This window comes from Actinoplanes utahensis, from assembly GCF_016862455.1.
Taxonomy (GTDB): domain Bacteria; phylum Actinomycetota; class Actinomycetes; order Mycobacteriales; family Micromonosporaceae; genus Actinoplanes; species Actinoplanes utahensis.
In genome coordinates, this window is the sequence record NZ_BOMZ01000084.1 from 58,692 (window position 1) to 74,876 (window position 16,185).

13 protein-coding genes and 1 riboswitch are annotated in these 16,185 nt (G+C 71.5%); of the genes, 3 read left to right on the top strand and 10 right to left on the bottom strand.

Annotated elements, in window-relative coordinates; genetic code table 11:
* Positions 1-197: 197 nt before the first annotated feature.
* Positions 198-1,406 carry an MFS transporter gene (locus Aut01nite_RS29610; RefSeq protein WP_204037735.1) on the top strand — a complete coding sequence of 403 codons (1,209 nt, stop codon included), beginning with the start codon at positions 198-200 and terminating at the stop codon, positions 1,404-1,406.
* 31 nt (positions 1,407-1,437) lie between these two features.
* On the opposite strand, the gene Aut01nite_RS29615 is transcribed toward Aut01nite_RS29610, so the two are convergent.
* The 5 genes from Aut01nite_RS29615 to Aut01nite_RS29635 all read right to left on the bottom strand — a co-directional run bounded on the left by Aut01nite_RS29615 (position 1,438) and on the right by Aut01nite_RS29635 (position 5,034).
* Positions 1,438-1,590: a hypothetical protein gene (locus Aut01nite_RS29615; RefSeq protein WP_239124619.1), complete on the bottom strand. Its 153-nt coding sequence runs from the start codon at positions 1,588-1,590 to the stop codon at positions 1,438-1,440.
* 24 nt (positions 1,591-1,614) lie between these two features.
* Positions 1,615-2,547, bottom strand: a complete 933-nt coding sequence (locus Aut01nite_RS29620) for an MBL fold metallo-hydrolase (protein WP_083998754.1) — start codon at positions 2,545-2,547, stop codon at positions 1,615-1,617.
* A 62-nt stretch (positions 2,548-2,609) separates the two neighbouring features.
* Positions 2,610-3,491: an amidohydrolase family protein gene (locus tag Aut01nite_RS29625; RefSeq protein WP_043524201.1), complete on the bottom strand. Its 882-nt coding sequence runs from the start codon at positions 3,489-3,491 to the stop codon at positions 2,610-2,612.
* Entirely contained in the window at positions 3,491-3,853 is a 363-nt protein-coding gene (locus Aut01nite_RS29630) for an STAS domain-containing protein (RefSeq protein WP_043524200.1), read from the bottom strand. The genes Aut01nite_RS29625 and Aut01nite_RS29630 overlap by 1 nt, the downstream gene beginning before the upstream one ends.
* Entirely contained in the window at positions 3,853-5,034 is a 1,182-nt protein-coding gene (locus tag Aut01nite_RS29635) for a PP2C family protein-serine/threonine phosphatase (RefSeq protein ID WP_043524199.1), read from the bottom strand. The genes Aut01nite_RS29630 and Aut01nite_RS29635 overlap by 1 nt, the downstream gene beginning before the upstream one ends.
* A gap of 124 nt (positions 5,035-5,158) precedes the next feature.
* On the opposite strand from Aut01nite_RS29635, the gene Aut01nite_RS29640 reads away from it, so the two are divergent.
* A complete protein-coding gene (locus Aut01nite_RS29640; RefSeq protein ID WP_043524197.1) occupies positions 5,159-6,229 on the top strand; it encodes an aldose epimerase family protein in 1,071 nt (356 codons plus the stop codon).
* Between the two features lie 190 nt (positions 6,230-6,419).
* Here the strand turns inward: Aut01nite_RS29640 and Aut01nite_RS29645 are convergent, their stop codons facing one another.
* The 5 genes from Aut01nite_RS29645 to Aut01nite_RS29665 all read right to left on the bottom strand — a co-directional run bounded on the left by Aut01nite_RS29645 (position 6,420) and on the right by Aut01nite_RS29665 (position 13,899).
* Entirely contained in the window at positions 6,420-7,724 is a 1,305-nt protein-coding gene (locus Aut01nite_RS29645) for an FAD-binding oxidoreductase (protein ID WP_043524196.1), read from the bottom strand.
* An 88-nt stretch (positions 7,725-7,812) separates the two neighbouring features.
* Positions 7,813-9,714 carry a hypothetical protein gene (locus Aut01nite_RS29650; RefSeq protein WP_052163518.1) on the bottom strand — a complete coding sequence of 634 codons (1,902 nt, stop codon included), beginning with the start codon at positions 9,712-9,714 and terminating at the stop codon, positions 7,813-7,815.
* The gene (locus tag Aut01nite_RS29655) at positions 9,699-10,463 is read right to left on the bottom strand and encodes an ABC transporter ATP-binding protein (protein ID WP_043524195.1); all 765 of its coding nucleotides are present in this window, start codon (positions 10,461-10,463) and stop codon (positions 9,699-9,701) included. Before Aut01nite_RS29655 ends, Aut01nite_RS29650 begins: the two co-directional genes overlap by 16 nt.
* Positions 10,464-10,534: 71 nt before the next feature.
* Entirely contained in the window at positions 10,535-11,530 is a 996-nt protein-coding gene (locus Aut01nite_RS29660; protein WP_043524194.1) for a ribonucleotide-diphosphate reductase subunit beta, read from the bottom strand.
* Complete coding sequence (locus Aut01nite_RS29665) at positions 11,530-13,899, bottom strand: ribonucleoside-diphosphate reductase subunit alpha (RefSeq protein ID WP_043524192.1); 2,370 nt, start codon at positions 13,897-13,899, stop codon at positions 11,530-11,532. The genes Aut01nite_RS29660 and Aut01nite_RS29665 overlap by 1 nt, the downstream gene beginning before the upstream one ends.
* A gap of 121 nt (positions 13,900-14,020) precedes the next feature.
* A riboswitch (cobalamin riboswitch) is annotated at positions 14,021-14,232 on the bottom strand.
* Between the two features lie 86 nt (positions 14,233-14,318).
* On the opposite strand from Aut01nite_RS29665, the gene Aut01nite_RS29670 reads away from it, so the two are divergent.
* Positions 14,319-15,329 carry an enoyl-CoA hydratase/isomerase family protein gene (locus tag Aut01nite_RS29670; RefSeq protein ID WP_043524191.1) on the top strand — a complete coding sequence of 337 codons (1,011 nt, stop codon included), beginning with the start codon at positions 14,319-14,321 and terminating at the stop codon, positions 15,327-15,329.
* Positions 15,330-16,185 lie beyond the last annotated feature (856 nt).

Sequence of the window (16,185 nt, forward strand, 5' to 3'; positions counted from 1 at the left end):
TGCGGGCGGAGGGCCCGCAAGCCGAACGCCGGAAATCGGGAACAAAGTCCCGAGGTCGCTCTGCCCTGGTTTGCGCCCGCCGGACCGGGGAATGCCCAGCGTTCGTCCCAGCCGGCGAGTCTCCGCGACCGGCACGGCCCGGTGTCGCCACCGGCCGACGCGGACCCGCCTACCGCAACGTCTCCACGGGGAAACCGATGAGCAGCTCGACGACTGTCCCGACCGGCCGCGCCAACCTCATGCTCGCCCTGGCCACCCTCGGCTTCGCGGTCAACTTCTGGGCCTGGGCGCTGCTCAGCCCACTGGCCGCCCGCTTCCAGACCGCCCTCGACCTGACCTCGATCCAGCAGGCTCTGCTCGTGGCGGTACCGGTGGTGGTCGGCTCGCTCGGCCGCATCCCGGTCGGGGCGCTCGCCGACCGGTTCGGCGGGCGGATCATGTTCCCGCTGGTGTCGCTGGTGACCATCCTGCCGGTGCTCTACCTCGGGCTGTTCGGACAGGATGCGCTGGCGTCACTGCTGATCGGCGGGTTCTTCCTCGGCATCGGCGGCACGGTGTTCGCGGTCGGGGTGCCGTTCGTCAACGCCTGGTTCCCGCCGCACCGGCGCGGATTCGCGGTCGGGGTGTTCGGCGCCGGAATGGGCGGGACGGCGATCAGCGCGCTGACCACCGTCCGGCTGGTCGACGCCGGGAGTACCGCGACCCCGTTCCTGCTGACAGCGGGCGCGCTCCTGGCGTACGCCATCGTCGCCTGGCTCGTCATGCGCGACGCGCCCGGCCGTCCGGTGCCCACCGCGCCGCTCGCGCAACGCCTCGCCGCGACCATGCGCCTCAAGATCACATGGCAGGCTTCGGCCCTGTACGCGGTCGCGTTCGGCGGCTACGTCGCGTTCTCGGTGTACCTGCCCGCCTACCTGAAGACCGCCTACGGCCTCACCCAGGCCGACGCCGCCAACCGGATGGCCGGGTTCGTGCTGCTCGCCGTGATCATGCGGCCGGTCGGCGGCTGGCTCTCCGACCGGATCGCACCCGCCCGCGTGCTGGCCGTCGCCCTCGTGGTCGTCATCGCCGGCGCGGTCCTGCAGTCGTTCACCCCCGGCCTGGCACCGCTCGGCACGATCGCCTTCCTGGCCATGGCCGCCGCCCTCGGCGCCGGCAGCGGCGCCACGTTCGCCCTGGTCGCCCAGGGCGCCCCGGCCAACCAGGTCGGCTCGGTCACCGGCGTCGTCGGCGCGGCCGGCGGCCTCGGCGGTTTCATCCCGCCACTGGTGATGGGCTCCATCTACGGCCAGTTCGGCTCCTACGCCCTCGGCCTGGCCCTGCTCGCCGTCGTCGCCTTGGCCGCCCTCCTGCTCGACGTCATCTCCGTCGGCGGCGGCTCCCGGTTCCCCCGCCCCACCCATTGACCGGCCATACGCACCTCCGGGCGCGGCCCCATCAGTCCGGGGCGGCGAGCACGGCCGCGACGCCGTCCACGAACCACCGCTCGACCCGCCATCCGCGCTCGCGTACCAGCCAGTCGTCGTTGCGGATGTCCTGCGCGAGCCACAACACGCCGGTGGCCACCGGATCTGCGGCGACCATCGCCATGCCGCGGGATCCGGTGGCGGCGGGTCAGACGCGGGTGGGGAGAGGACCTCCGTGGTAGGCGACCGCGTCGGTGAAGGCGGCCGTCAGGTCCAGTGGCGTGCCGTGGTGGTCGGCGTAGACGCGGTGCAGGTTCAGGACGAGGCGTTCGGCGTCGGCCCAGGAGGCGAATTCGCCCAGGTCCACTGCGCGGGCCGCGTCCAGCGGGGAGAGGGATCGGGCCAGGCCGTCCGCGCCGGCCCGCTGGACCAGGTGGTAGTAGCGGCGGTGCTCGTCGAGGACGCGGGGGATGTCGTCGCCGGTCAGGATCGGGCCGTGGCCCGGGATCAGGACCTCCGGCTCGAAGGCGGCCAGCCAGTCGACGGCGGCCAGCGCGCCGGGCACCGAACCCATGAAGACCAGCGGAGTCAGGCCGGCGAAGACCAGGTCGCCGGTGAACAGCACCCGCTCGTCCGGAACCCAGGCGATCAGGTCGCCGGTGGTGTGCGCCGGGCCGCCCGGATGCCGCAAATCGACGCGCCGGTCGCCGAGGTGCACGGTGAGCGCCCGGTCGACGGCCAGGTCGGGAAGGCGACGGGTGACGGCGCCCCAGTCCGGCACCGGCTCCCAGAACGGCGGGCACGCGTCGATGATCGGGTCGACCCGCAGACCCTCACGCATGTGCTCCTGCCCGATCAGGACCGTGGAGTGCGGGAGCAGACTGTTGCCGTACGTGTGATCGCCGTGCTGATGGGTGTTGACCGCGAACCTCGGCGCCCGCCCGGCGGTGGCCGCACCGAGCGTGCCGAGGAACCGCCGGGCCCGGGTCTCGGTGGCGCACGTGTCCACGACCAGCACGTCGTCGCCGCCGGAGATCGCGCCGGCGTTGTTGAGCCACCAGGAGCCGTCCGGCTGCACCCACGCGTGGATGCCCGAGCGCACCTCGACCAGTTCCGCCTCGTGTTCCCCCACAGTGGCCATGGGCCAGAAGTCTAGGCCGTGTGTGGTGGACCCCGCGGGTCCACCACACACGGCCTGACTAGCTAGGTGAGGCCGAGGAGCCGGTGCGGGTTCGCGCCGAAGAACGCGGACGGGTGGTGGTCGGGGTCGAGCGGCTGCGCGTACGGACGGTCCGAACCGTGCACGATCGCCGCCGCCCCGACGACCTGCGCCAGGGAGGCGATGGCGTCGGCGCCGTAGGACGAGGTCTCGTAGAAGATGTTCGGGTCGGGCGGGCCGAGGGCGCCACCGCGGGCGGCGAGCCGTTCGTGGTGCAGCGGGGCCAGCCCGGCGAGCGCGACGAAGGCGATCCGCAGGGACGGGTGCAGCTTACGGCCGGCGACGTGCCAGGCGGCCCACGAGCGGTGCATCTGGGCGATGTACGGCACGACCGCGGCCCACCAGTCCGGCAGCGCACCCTTCTCGGACGACGCCGGACCGGGATGCACGAGCAGCGGTTTCCCGGCCCGTTCCAGCACGGTGAGCAGCGGTGACAGCTGTTCGATCGCGGCCGGGTCGCCGAGCGCGGTGGCCGGCAGTTGCAGGCCGGCGACCCGGTCCCGGGTCAGCATCCGGGCGAGGGCGTCCGGATCGGGGTCGGTCACCGGCGCGGCCGCCCAGAGGTGGAAGAAGTCCGGCAGTTCGAGGGCGCCGCGGTGCCAGATGTCGATCAGCGCGGCCGCGTCCGTACCCGGCAGATGTTCGATCCCGAGCGGGCTGGACAGTGACAGCAGGACGCGCCCGGTGCCCTCGGAGATCTCGCTGTCGCGGCGCCGCACGGCGTCGTGCGCGGCCGGATCCACCGGGTAGGGGTTCTCGCCCGGCAGGTACAGCGTCCAGTCCCGCAGGTAAGGGAAGGCGTCGCGGGCCCGCAGCGCGTCGACCAGCGCGGGTGGCCACAGGTGCTGGTGGCAGTCGATGAGCATCAGTCGTCCCGCAGCGCCGCGTCGACTGCCGCGTCGGCGGTCGGGTGCAGCCGCAGGAGCCGGTCCAGGCTGGTGGCGAGGATGACCGTGGCGACCAGTGGCCGGGCTCCGCCGAGGCGCAGCCCGCCGGCCAGCGCCAGGGTCCTGCGGTGCAGTTCGACGAAGAGGCTCAGGCCGCTGGAGTCGCAGAACTCGAGGCCCGTCAGGTCGAGGACGAGCCGGTGCCGGCCCTGCTCGAGCACATCGGCGGCGGCGGTGGCGAGGACCTCGCGGCTGGCCCGGTCGATCTCACCGGAGACCGTCAGCACGGCGACCCGCTCGCCCACCGCCCTCGTGGTGACCGTGAGGGAATGGTCCGTCATCACGTGGTCTGTTCCTCTCGCACCGTCCGTCCCGCTGTGGGGACAGTATTCGATGCCGCGGTGGCGGACCACTGGACCAGCATCAGTGTGGCGTCGTCGGCGGGCGGGCCGTCCTGATGTTCGAGGACGGCGTGGGCGAGGCGGCGCAGCGTCTCCGGGGTGGGCAGACCGGCGGACTCGTGCTTCTCGATCAGGTCGACGAGGCGGGGCAGGCCGAACCGGTCGCCGTCGGCGGAGCGGGCCTCGGTGACCCCGTCGGTGTAGAAGAGCAGCCGGTCGCCCGGCTCCAGGGCCTCCTCGGCGATCGGGGTGTCGTCCTCGATGCCCAGCGGCATCCGCCGGCCGCCGGTGAGTTCCCGCATCATCGTGCCGTCACGCAGCAGCAGCGGGGCGGGATGGCCGGCGTTGAGGTAGCGCAGGCGGCCGCCGGCGAGGTCGACCTCGGCGAGGACCGCGGTGACGAACCGGCTGTCCGGGAACTGTTCCAGCAGGGCGGCGTCGGCGGCCCGGGCCTGCTCGGCGAGCCCGCCGCCGGCGCGGCGGGTCGCCCGGACGGCGGACAGCGCGACGGCGCAGGCCAGACCGGCGGGGAGCCCGTGCCCGACCGCGTCGAGGATGAGCAGGGCGGCGGTGGTGTCGTCGTGGGCGTAGTCGAAGCCGTCACCACCGACCTCGTAGCAGGGCTGCAGGACGGCGCTGGTGACGAGCCGGTCGGTGCTGGAGGTCAGCGGCGGCAGCAGCCGGAACAGCAGTTCAGCGGCGGGGGACATGGGCCGGGTGCGGCGGGTCGACTCGATCAGGTCGCCGCGTTCGGCGATGGTGCCGATCAGGTGACCGACCAGGCCGGCGATCATCTCGCAGCGCTCCACCTCGGGTGGGGCGGGGAGGAACTCGATGACGCCGAGCCGGTCGGTGCCGTCGACCATCGGAACCCACAGCCGGTCGCCCTCGGGCCGGCTGGACACCAGGGTGAAGGCCGGGCAGCTGTCGACCGGGAGGATCCGGCCGGTGTCCGGCAGGGTCCGCAACGCCACCTGTTCGTGGTCGATCAGCCAGATCCGGACCTGGATGCCGAGGCCGGCGAGGGCCGCGTTGACGGTGGGGGTGATGTCGTCAGGCGTCCACAGATGGGAGCGGTCCAGGATTCCACGTAGCGCGTCGAACCATGGTGAATCGCTCATACGGCCAAGCCTAGACGCGCCGTCGCGCGGAACGGGCCGGGGATCTTCTCCCGAAGCCGGCCAGCGCTCGGGATCACCCGGAGTCACTGGCGGCGCCCGGTGTGTGGTCTGAGACCATGCGGCCATGACGAGTATCGACAGGGCACCGTTCGGCGAGCTGGCCGACGGCACGGTGATCGAGAAGTGGACGCTGACCAACGCGAGCGGCATGTCGGTGTCGATCCTCACGTGGGGCGCGACCATCCAGTCCGTGCTGGTCCCGGACTCCGCCGGGGTGCTCGGCAACGTGACGCTCGGCTTCGCCGACCTGGCCGGTTACACCGATCCGGCGTACCTGGCCGGGAACCCGTTCTTCGGCGCGACCGTCGGCCGGTACGCCAACCGGATCGCGAACGGCAGTTTCACCCTCGACGGTGAGACCTACAAGCTGTCGCAGAACGAGGGCCAGACCACCCTGCACGGCGGTGCGCACGGCTTCGACCAGCGGGTCTGGACGGCGACCGCGGTCGACGGCGGGGTGCGGATGGCGTACGACTCGGCCGACGGCGAGCAGGGTTTCCCCGGCGCGGTGCACGCCAGCGTGACGTTCACCCTCAACGGCGGCTGCCTGCGGCTGGACTACCAGGCCACCACCGACCGGCCGACCGTGGTGGCGCTGACCAACCACGCGTACTGGAACCTGTCCGGCGAGGGCGGCGGCACCATCGAGAACCACCTGCTGCACATCGCGGCCGAGCACTACACGCCGGTCGACGCCACTCTGATCCCGACCGGTCAGGTGACGCCGGTGGCGGGCACCCCGTTCGACTTCCGCGAGCCGCGGGCGATCGGGTCGCGGCTGCGTGACGACCACCCGCAGCTGACCATCGGCCGTGGTTACGACCACAACTACGTGCTGTCCGGCGAGGCCGGCGACGACGAGCTGCGCCTGGCCGCGATCGTCGACGACCCGGCGTCCGGCCGCCGCCTCACCATCGAGACGAGCGAGCCGGGCCTGCAGTTCTACGCCGGGAACTTCCTCGACGGCAGGTTCCGCGGCGCCACCGGCCGGCAGTACCGGCAGGGCGACGCGTTCGCGCTGGAGACCCAGCACTTCCCGGACAGCCCGAACCAGCCGGACTTCCCGTCGACGGTGCTGCGCCCCGGCGACACGTACACCTCCACCACCACCCTCACCTTCACGGTGCCCGCCTGACGCCCGGGGTGGGCCGCGCCTGCGGCCCACCCCGCCGATGCTGATCACTTGCGGTCGGCGGCGCTTCTCTCCCACCCCTGTGCCGGTACGGGCCACGCACGTCCCGTGCCTCCCCGCGGCTACGGCAGGCGTCCCCTCACCACCGTCCCCCGGTGCCACTCATGCATGCCCCTCCCGGGACCGTCGGGCATCAGATCCGGACCGGGAAGTTGCTGCGGAAGACGCCGTCGGGGTCGTGGCGTTTCTTGATGCCCCTGAGCCGGTCCAGGACGGCGGGGGTGAAGGCGTCGGCGGCGGTCTCGGACGGGTTGAGGAAGGTGTACGGCTTGCGGCCGCTGACCGGCAGCGACGCGACCAGGGCACGCTGCTTCGCGTCGACGGCGGCGGCGGCCGACGGGTCGGACGGGATGCCGAAGAGGTAGAGGGCGTACGGCTCGGTCAGCGGTCCGTGCGGGCTGTCCGACGGCCGGCTGAACGCGCCGCCCAGGTGCCGGATCTGCATGCTCAGCAGCGGCGCGATCGGCTCGGCCAGCAGGGCTGCGGCGACCGTGTCGTCCAGGGTGGTCAGCAGTTCGCCGCGGGAGGCGCCGGGGCTCGGCACGGTCGGTTCGGCGGTGATGCCGCCCAGCTCGTCGAGCGGCATCATGCGGCGGCTGTCGGTGAGCGGGGCCGGCAGGCCGTCCAGCGGGGCGAGCAGGTCGCGGGCCTCGTCCTCCGGGCCGAGGTGGGTCACGTCGACGGCGACCATCGGATCGGCGCCCGGGAAGTGCAGCAGGTCCAGCCAGACGGTCAGCTCGCCGGGGGCGGTGGCGGTGATCCGGCGGTAGGCGTCGAGGACGGCCGGGGCGTGGGCGGCCGGCCACAGCACGCGTCCCCCGTACAGCGCGGGGGCTTGATGCAGTTGCAGTTCGACCGCCGTGACCAGGGCGAAATCGCCGCCGCCGCCGCGCAGCGCCCAGAACAGGTCGGCGTCACCGGTGGGGGTGACGTGCCGGTGGCGGCCCCGCGCGTCGACGATGTCGAAGGCGGTGACGTTGTCGGCGACCCAGCCGTGCCGCCGGCCGAACCAGCTCAGCCCGCCGCCGAGCGCCACCCCGGCGACGCTGACCACCGGTGAGCTGCCGGGCAGCCCGGTGAGCCGGTGCCGGGCGGCGGCGGTCTGCAACCGCCCGGACGGCACCCCGGCGCCGATCCGGGCCCGGCGGGTCTGCGGGTCGACGAGGATGCTGTCGAGGCGGCCGGTGCGCAGCACGATGACGCCGTCGGTGCGCCCGCTCGCGCCGTGCCCGCTGGGCTGCGCGGTGATCGACATGCCGGCGCCGGCCGCGTACCGCACGAGGGCCGCCACGTCATCGGGGTCGGCGGCTTCGGCGACGGCGGCGACCGGCTGGTCGACGGCCAGGTTCCAGGGCCGCCGGACCTGATCGAAATCGGTATCCCCCGGCAGCCACACTCGGCCACGGAAGGTCTCGGTGATCTCTTTGAGCGATCGCATGGCTTCCACCCTTGTCGACCCGGAGTGCTTCATCAACGCGAACCTCGGCAACGTTCATGAGGTTGCGGGTTGACGATCGGCGGTGCGGTCAGACGTTCTCCAGGGTGCGTTCGGGCCGGTCGGCGGGGATCTCCGGCTCGGCGCGGTCGTGGCGGATCGGGATGAGGATGCCGAGGGTGAGCATGGCGGTGCCGAGGGCGATGAACGCGGCGGCGGCCGGGATGCGCCACGGGTCGCTCAGGTAGAGGGCGGCGAACCAGATCCGGCTCTCGCTCCCGTTGAAGATCATGAAGAGCGGGAGGAGGCCCTGCGGGATCAGCGGGATCCAGCACAGCGTCCACATCGCGGTGACCAGCGCCGACTTGCCCTTGGGCAGTTTCGCCGCGGTCGTGGCGCGGCCCGCGCGGGTGGTGACGGTGACGGTGCCGCCGCCGCGCATGGCGGCGAGGAGTTCCGGGCCGGTGGCACGCAGACGGCGGCCGGCCTGGCGGCCGCCCCAATAGGTGAGCAGGGCGCCGGTGGCCAGGCCGACGGCGACCGCCGACCAGGTGACGAGCGGCAGGTCGTAACGGGTGCCGAGCCAGGCGACCACGGCGGCGGGGGCCGCGGTGAGGATGGTCAGCAACAGGGTCAGGATGAGCTGGCCGAGAATCTGACCGGCTTCCAGGGGGTTGCCGCTGCGGCGTTTCGGTTCCAGGACCGGAACCAGGGCGTACACCGACACCAGGACGATCAGGCCGGCGCCGCCGCCGAGCAGCGCGGCGAGCAGGGCCAGCGCCCATGGCCAGGTTCGCGCGTCACCGCCGGCGATCGTGCCGGCGACGGTGAGCAGGATCCCGATCGGGGCGACCTGCAGCAGCCAGGCGAGCTGGCGGCCGCGGATCTCGGCGCGTTCGCCGCCGGGGTCGACCAGGCCCAGCCACAGCGCGGTGCCGTCGAGGCCGAACAGGTTCGCCGAGGTGGCGGCGGCCATCGACACGACGATGAGGCCGGCCCACGGCAGCATCCCCCACCAGCCGGCGATCACCGGGACGAGGGTGTAGAGGGTGCCGAAGAACAGGGCGTAGAAGAACAGGTGGGTACGCATCAGGTCGCGGGACCAGGTGCGCAGCTCCTTCGCGGCGACCGTGCCGGTCATGCCGCGCGCGGCGAGCCGGTCCAGTGGCGAACCGGACGCGCCGCTGCCTCGCGGCGCCCACGCGGACGGCCGGGTGGTGATCCGGCGGACCAGCAGCCGCGCCCACACCGCCAGCACACCGGTGATCAGCGCGACCAGGCCGAGGAGGGCGGCGGCGGTCCGGGCCCAGTCGCCGCGCCCGGCCGCCTCGACCGCGATCAGTCCCCACGACGAGGGCAGCCAGTGCAGCACGGTGGCGAAGCGCGGCGGGAACCCGTACGTCAGAAGCTCTGATTGTGCCGCCGCCCAGATCAGCACCCACGACTGGTTGAGCAGCACGGCCATGCCGGCGTTGACCAGCGCGGCCAGGATCGCGCCGAGCCGCGACCGCACCGCCACCGCGAGCAGGCCGACGACCAGCCGGGAAAGGGCCAGGACGAAGATCAGCTGAAGTACGGCGGCCGCCGCCGACACCACGACGGCGGCCGTGCCGAGGCTCGCGGCGTGGGCGGTCAGCGCCGTGAACGCGATCAGGCTGACCAGCGGCGCGATGCCGACGGACCCGGCGATGAGCAGCCCGTACGCGAGTCGCAGCGGCCGCAGCGGCAGCAGGGCGAAGTGCTCCGGCCGCAGGCTGTCGTCGCCGCCGGTGTAGACCGGCCCGAGGATCCAGCCGAACATCCAGCAGGCCAGCAGCACCGCGAGCAGATCACCGCGGACCACCTCGGGCGCGAGGTCGCTCGCGGCCAGGACGATGGTGCCGATGGCGAGCAGCAGCCCGGCGACCCCGCCGGTGATCATGTTGGCGGCGCGGGCGCCGGTGAGCGAGTGCGCGAGCACCCGCAGGCGCATCGCGATCAGGACACGAGCCACGACGGCGCCTTCCGGATGGTGTCCGCGGCGCCGACGAGTTCGACGAACCGGTTCTCCAGGCTGCCGCCGTCCTGCACCTCGGCGAGGGTGCCGGCGGCCACGACCCGGCCGGTGTCGATGACGGCGACGTGGTCGCAGAGCTGCTCGACCAGGGCCATCACGTGGCTGGACAGCACGACCGATCCACCGCCCGCGACGAACGTCCGCAGGATGCCGCGGATGGTCAGGGCGGACACCGGGTCGACGGCCTCGAACGGCTCGTCCAGGACCAGCAGCCGGGGGCCGTGCAGGAGGGCGGTGGCCAGGCCGATCTTCTTGCGCATGCCGGTGGAGTAGTCGTTGACCAGGGTGCGTTCGGCGTCGAGCAGGTCGAGGATCTCGAGCAGCTCCTCGGCGCGGGCGGCGGCGGTGGCCCGGTCGAGGCCGCGCAGCCGGGCCAGGTAGACGAGCATCTCCCGGCCGGTGAGCCGTTCCGGCAGGGCGAGGCCGTCGGGCAGCACACCCGCGAGAGCCCGCGCCCGCACCGGGTCGGCCCACACGTCGACGCCGAAGATCCGGGCGTGCCCGGCGTCGGGTCGCAGCAGGCCGACCGCCATCGACAGGGAGGTGGTCTTGCCGGCCCCGTTGGGGCCGACGAGCCCGTAGAAGGATCCGGCGGGAACGGACAGCGTCACGTCGTGCACCGCGGTCTTGGGACCGAAACGTTTGACGAGGCCGGTGAGTTCCAGAGCGATGTCCGGTGACGGCACGAAGGAGTGCTCCCGTCCGAGAGGAGTGATTGTCGAGATCCTATTCGGACCGGACCACCCCTATGGCACCCCTAGAAGTCGTCGTCGAAGCTGACGCTGCCGGACACCCCGACCTGGTACGCCGAGACCCGCCGCTCGAAGAAGTTCGACAGCTCCTGGACGTCCTGCAACTCCATGAACGCGAACGGGTTGGTGCTGCCGTAGATCGGGGCGATCCCGAGCGCCTGCAGCCGCCGATCCGCCACATGCTGCAGGTATTCCCGCATGTCGGTCAGGGACATCCCGGAGACGCCCTGTTCCAGCAGGTCCTCGGCGAACTGGACCTCGCATTCGACGGCCTCGGCGAGCATGTCGCGGACCTGCTGTTCCATCTTGTCGTCGAACAGGTCGGGCTCCTCGGCGCGCACCTGGTCGACGACGTCGAACGCGAACGCCATGTGCATGCTCTCGTCGCGGAACACCCAGTTGGTGCCGGACGCGAGACCCTGCAGCACGCCCCGCGACCGCAGGAAGTAGACGTAGGCGAAAGCGCCGTAGAAGAACAGCCCTTCGATGCAGGCGGCGAAGCAGATCACGTTGAGCAGGAACGCCCGCCGGTGCTCCTTGGTCTCCAGCCGGCGCAGGTCGAACACCGAGTCGATCCACTTGAAGCAGAACTCGGCCTTCCGGGCGATCGACGGGATGTTGTCGACCGCGGCGAACGCCTCGGCCCGCTCCTTCTCGTCCGGCACGTAGGTGTCGAGCAGGTTCAGATAGAACTGGACGTGCACGGCCTCCTCGAACAGCTGCCGGGACAGGTAGAGCCGGCCCTCGGGCGAGTTGACGTGCTGGTACAGGTTGAGGACCAGGTTGTTGGCGACGATGGTGTCGCCGGTGGCGAAGAACGCGACGAGCCGGGACACCAGGTGCTGTTCGGCGGGGGTCAGCTCGGCGAGGTCGGCGAGGTCGCCGTGCAGGTCGACCTCCTCGACGGTCCAGGTGTTCTTGATGGCGTCCTTGAAACGGTCGAAGAAGTGCGGATACTTCATCGGCCGCAGGGTCAGGTCCATTCCGGGGTCAAGCAGCATTACTGGCACGCCTCACACGATTCGGGGTTTTCCAGGGAGCAGGCTTCGGCGGGGGTGAGCGCCGGGATCAGTGCCGGGGCCACCGACACGGTCGCCTGCTGAATGCGCGTCGCCGGCCGCGAACGCAGGTAGTAGGAGGTCTTCAGACCGGATTTCCAGGCGTACAGGTACATCGAGGAGAGTTTGTTGATGGTCGGCGCGGCCAGGAACAGGTTCAGCGACTGGGACTGGTCGATGAACGGGGCCCGGGCGGCCGCCAGGTCGATCAGGGCGCGCTGCGGCAGTTCCCAGGCGGTGCGGAACAGTTCGCGCACGTCCTCCGGCAATTCGGCGATCGCCTGGACCGACCCTTCGGCGCGCTTGATCTGCTCGCGGACGGCGGCGGTCCACAGTCCGCGGGACTTGAGTTCCCGTACCAGATAGGTGTTGATCTGCAGGAACTCGCCCGACATCGTCTCCCGTTTGAAGAGGTTGGAGACCTGCGGTTCGACGCATTCGTAGCAGCCGGCGATGGACGCGATCGTCGCGGTCGGCGCGATCGCGACGAGCAGCGAGTTCCGCAACCCGTGCGCGGCGATCCCGTCCTTCAGCGCCGCCCATCGTTCGGTCTGCGTGACCGGGGCGCCCCACAGCTCGTGGTGCAGGTCGCCCTTGGCGGCGCGGGTCTCCGGGAAGGCCGGGTGCGGGCCGAACCGTTCGGCCAGCGAGACCGACGACTCCAGCGCGGTCAGGAGGATCTCCTCCTGTACGCGGGTCGACAGTTCCTTCGCCGCCGCGGAGTCGAACGGCAGCCGCAGCGTGAAGAACGCGTCCTGCAGCCCCATCAGGCCCAGGCCGACCGGCCGCCAGCGCGGGTTCGACGCGGCGGCCTGCTGCGACGGGTAGTAGTTGATGTCGATGACCCGGTCCAGGTAGACGACCGCCGTGCGCACGGTGGCGCGCAGCTTCTCCCAGTCGACGCCGTCGGCGGTGGTGTGCGCGCCCAGGTTGATCGACCCGAGGTTGCAGACGGCCGTCTCGTCGTCGCTGTTGACCTCGAGGATCTCGGTGCACAGGTTCGACAGGTGGATGACGTTGCCCGGCTCACCGGTCTGATTGGAGAGCGCGTTGGAGCGGTCCTTGAAGGTCATCCAGCCGTTGCCGGTCTGCGCCAGGGTCCGCATCATCCGCCCGTACAGATCCCGGGCCTTGACGGTCCGGACCGCCTTCCTCTCCGCTTTCCGGTAGGCGTCGGTGAAGGCGTCACCGAACAGGTCGGGCAGCTCAGGCGCGTCGGACGGGTCGATCAGGGACCAGTCGGCGTCGGCTTCGACCCGGCGCATGAACTCGTCCGGGATCCAGTTCGCCAGATTCAGGTTGTGGGTGCGGCGCGACTCCTCGCCGGTGTTGTCGCGCAGTTCCAGGAACTCCTCGACGTCCGGGTGCCACGGCTCCAGATAGACGCAGGCCGCGCCCTTGCGCCGGCCGCCCTGGTTGACCGCCGCCACCCCGGCGTCGAGCGTCTTGAGGAACGGGACGATGCCGTTGGACCGGCCGTTGGTGCCGCGGATCAGGGCGCCCCGGCCGCGGACCCGGGACCAGGCGATGCCGATGCCGCCGGAGAACTTCGACAGCTTCGCGACCTGATGATAGCGCTCGTAGATGGAGTCGAGCTCGTCCTTCGGCGAGTCGACCAGGAAGCACGACGACATCTGGGTGTGCCGGGTGCCGGAGTTGAACAGCGTCGGGGAGCTGGGCAGGTACGCCAGCGACGACATCAGCCGGTAGAAGCCGATCGCCTCGTCGGCGTCCTTCGACAGCCCGCAGGCGACGCGCAGCAGCCAGTACTGCGGGGTCTCCACCACGAGACGCTCCTGCGGGTGCCGCAGCAGGTACCGGTCGGCGACGGTCCGCAAACCGAAGTACTCGAACCGCAGGTCACCGGCCGGGTCCACGGCGTCGTCCAGGGCGCCGGCGTGGGCCGCCACGAACGCCGCCGTCTCGTCGCCGATCAGGCCCAGGCCGTGCGCGTACCGGATCGACTGGCTGAAACTCTCCACCCCCTGACCCCGGACCTCCTTCTCGACGTACGCGGTGAGCAGCCGCGCCGCCAGCTTGGAGTACTGGGGTTCCTCGCTGATCAGTTCCGCCGCCGTCTGGATCGACAGTTTGTCCATCTCCGCGGTGGTGGCGCCGTCGTACAGCCCGCTGATCGTCTTCGTCGCCACCCGCAGCGGGTCGACCTCGTCGAGGTCGGCGACCCACACCTCGACGGCACGGACGATCTTGTTGACGTCAACCGGTTCCAGGTCGCCGTTTCTCTTGCGTACCTGCATCGCATGCCGTCGTTGTTCCGGCAGGCCGGTGGTCTTCTCCGGTGTGAGCGTCATGCCCTCTCCTCGCGAGCTGAGGACGCGCGGGGCGGACACCATCTCAGCCCGCGGGCACGGCGGCCACGCGGACACGATCGGCGTCGGCCGTCCCACGCGGCCTTCGACCGCCACGCACCGGCCGGTGCGCGGCGCGCTGGCAGGTCTTCGGACTCGTGGGCGTCCTGCTCGTGCCTACTGGCCGTCGCTTCCCAGGCTCCAAGCCGAGCCCAGTGCTTCATGACGGCGGTCGTTCCCACTCACCGCTGCGGGGCAGTCCCGGTCTCGCACCGGGTTCCCTGTTGCCTCGGCCAGGTGTCGCCACCTGACCGAACCAGCTGCGGGAGACACCATATATGGACGGCTTCGGAAAACCGCAACCCAACATGGTGTGTTGAAGTCGGCACCCGTTCGAGATCATCGGTCTTTAGGATGACGCGGTGACCGCTCCCACAGTGATCGCCGACGTGACCGGACGGCTCGGCTGTCTGACCCTCAACCGGCCCGCCGCGATCAACGCCCTCACCACCGAGATGGTGGCGATCCTGCACCGGACCCTGGACGCCTGGGCCACGGCTCCCGAGATCAGGGCGGTGCTGATCAGCGGTGCCGGGGAGCGCGGGCTGTGCGCCGGCGGCGACTTGCGGTCGATGCACGCCGACGCGGTCTCCGGCGGCACCGGGACGCTCGACTTCTTCGCCACCGAGTACCGGCTGAACGCCGCCATCGCCGCCTACCCGAAACCGGTCGTCGCGTTCATGGACGGCCTGGTGATGGGCGGCGGCATCGGGGTGTCCGCGCACGCCTCGATCCGGGTCGTCACCGAACGGTCCCGGCTGGCGATGCCCGAGGTCGGCATCGGCCTGCACCCCGACGTCGGGGGATCGTGGCTGCTCTCGCACGCCCCCGGGCAGCTCGGCACCCATCTGGCCCTGACCGGCGCCACCATCGGCGCGGCCGACGCCATCACGGCCGGACTCGCCGACCATCACGTCCCGGCGGACCGGCTCCCCGCCCTGCGGGACGCGCTGCGGGACGGTGATCCGGCCGCCGCCGTGGCCGCGGCCGCCACTCCCCCGCCGCCCGGCGACCTGGACGGCGCCCGGCCCTGGATCGACTCCTGCTACGCCGCGGACACGGTCGCCGAGATCGTCGACCGGCTCGCCGCCCACCCGTCGCCGGCCGCGCAGGCCGCCGCCAAGGAGATCGGCACCAAGTCGCCGACGTCCCTGGTCGTCACGTTGCGGTCGCTGCGCACCGCCGCCGGGCTGCCCGGCATGCGCGAGGCGCTCGACCAGGAGTACCGGCTGTCCGCCGCCCTGCTACGCCTGCCGGATCTGGCCGAGGGCATCCGCGCCCAGATCATCGACAAGGATCGCCGGCCGCGCTGGAACCCGGCCACCCTCGCCGAGGTCTCCCCCGCCGTGGTCGACGCCTGTTTCGCGGGATAGCCGCCGGATCAGCCGGCGGATCACCAGCAGGGGAACGATCCCGACCACCCCGAACGACATGTCGATCACCGTCCACCACAGCGGCAGCTCCCGGATCGGCGCGGCGATCAGCGCGAGCGGGATGATCGCGACGCAGCAGATCATTCCCCATTCGACGACCCACACGTTGCGGACCGGATCCCGCCACGGCCCCCAGAACGCGGCGGCGATCACCAGATGGGCGAAGGCGAGCCAGTCCGTCCCGTACGCGAGAAAGGGGTATTCCCGGCCGGTCACGGAAAGCCCCTCGTGCACCCGATCGATCCAGGCGACCAGCGCGTCCGGCGCCGGCCCGGCATGCAGCACGTCCGCCAGCAGTCCCGTCTCCCACACCAGCGGGAACGCCGTCAGCCCACTGACCACCAGCCCCGCCACGAACACCGACAGCCAGACCCGGATCCGCGTCACCAATCTCATGATCGAAAACTAGATCCGCGGCCCTGCCGCCCGCGACGGCTCACACCGAACCTTCACCGGATCCGCCAGGAAGACGCATGGCCCCGATCCGGGGTGGCGGATTCAGGCGGTCGTCGCAACACTCTGGTGAACGACTACACCGCTGAGCCTGGCGAGTACAGCAGCGCGCCATCAGCGACGGCCCGCCACGGCTTGCCGGGCGCGCGGATCGCGGCGCTCCAGATACGCATCCAGCAGCGCCACCCCGAACCGCACGACCAAACCACCAGCCGCGTCCCGGGACCGCACCAACCGCAAACCACTCCACGCCGACATCCAGGCACCCCTCGCTACCCGATCCACCAGCACAAACATGCCGTGGATCACCAAGGATCACCTGCATATCAAGCAGAAGCGGATA

What these genes read in the sequence shown, in the direction of transcription:
- Aut01nite_RS29660 (WP_043524194.1), bottom strand. Translation starts at nt 11,530, where the DNA reads ATGCTGCTTGACCCCGGAATGGACCTGACCCTGCGGCCGATGAAGTAT.
- Aut01nite_RS29620 (WP_083998754.1), bottom strand. Translation starts at nt 2,547, where the DNA reads ATGGCCACTGTGGGGGAACACGAGGCGGAACTGGTCGAGGTGCGCTCG.
- Aut01nite_RS29615 (WP_239124619.1), bottom strand. Translation starts at nt 1,590, where the DNA reads ATGGCGATGGTCGCCGCAGATCCGGTGGCCACCGGCGTGTTGTGGCTC.
- Aut01nite_RS29640 (WP_043524197.1), top strand. Translation starts at nt 5,159, where the DNA reads ATGACGAGTATCGACAGGGCACCGTTCGGCGAGCTGGCCGACGGCACG.
- Aut01nite_RS29610 (WP_204037735.1), top strand. Translation starts at nt 198, where the DNA reads ATGAGCAGCTCGACGACTGTCCCGACCGGCCGCGCCAACCTCATGCTC.
- Aut01nite_RS29635 (WP_043524199.1), bottom strand. Translation starts at nt 5,034, where the DNA reads ATGAGCGATTCACCATGGTTCGACGCGCTACGTGGAATCCTGGACCGC.
- Aut01nite_RS29665 (WP_043524192.1), bottom strand. Translation starts at nt 13,899, where the DNA reads ATGACGCTCACACCGGAGAAGACCACCGGCCTGCCGGAACAACGACGG.
- Aut01nite_RS29625 (WP_043524201.1), bottom strand. Translation starts at nt 3,491, where the DNA reads ATGCTCATCGACTGCCACCAGCACCTGTGGCCACCCGCGCTGGTCGAC.
- Aut01nite_RS29630 (WP_043524200.1), bottom strand. Translation starts at nt 3,853, where the DNA reads ATGACGGACCATTCCCTCACGGTCACCACGAGGGCGGTGGGCGAGCGG.
- Aut01nite_RS29645 (WP_043524196.1), bottom strand. Translation starts at nt 7,724, where the DNA reads ATGCGATCGCTCAAAGAGATCACCGAGACCTTCCGTGGCCGAGTGTGG.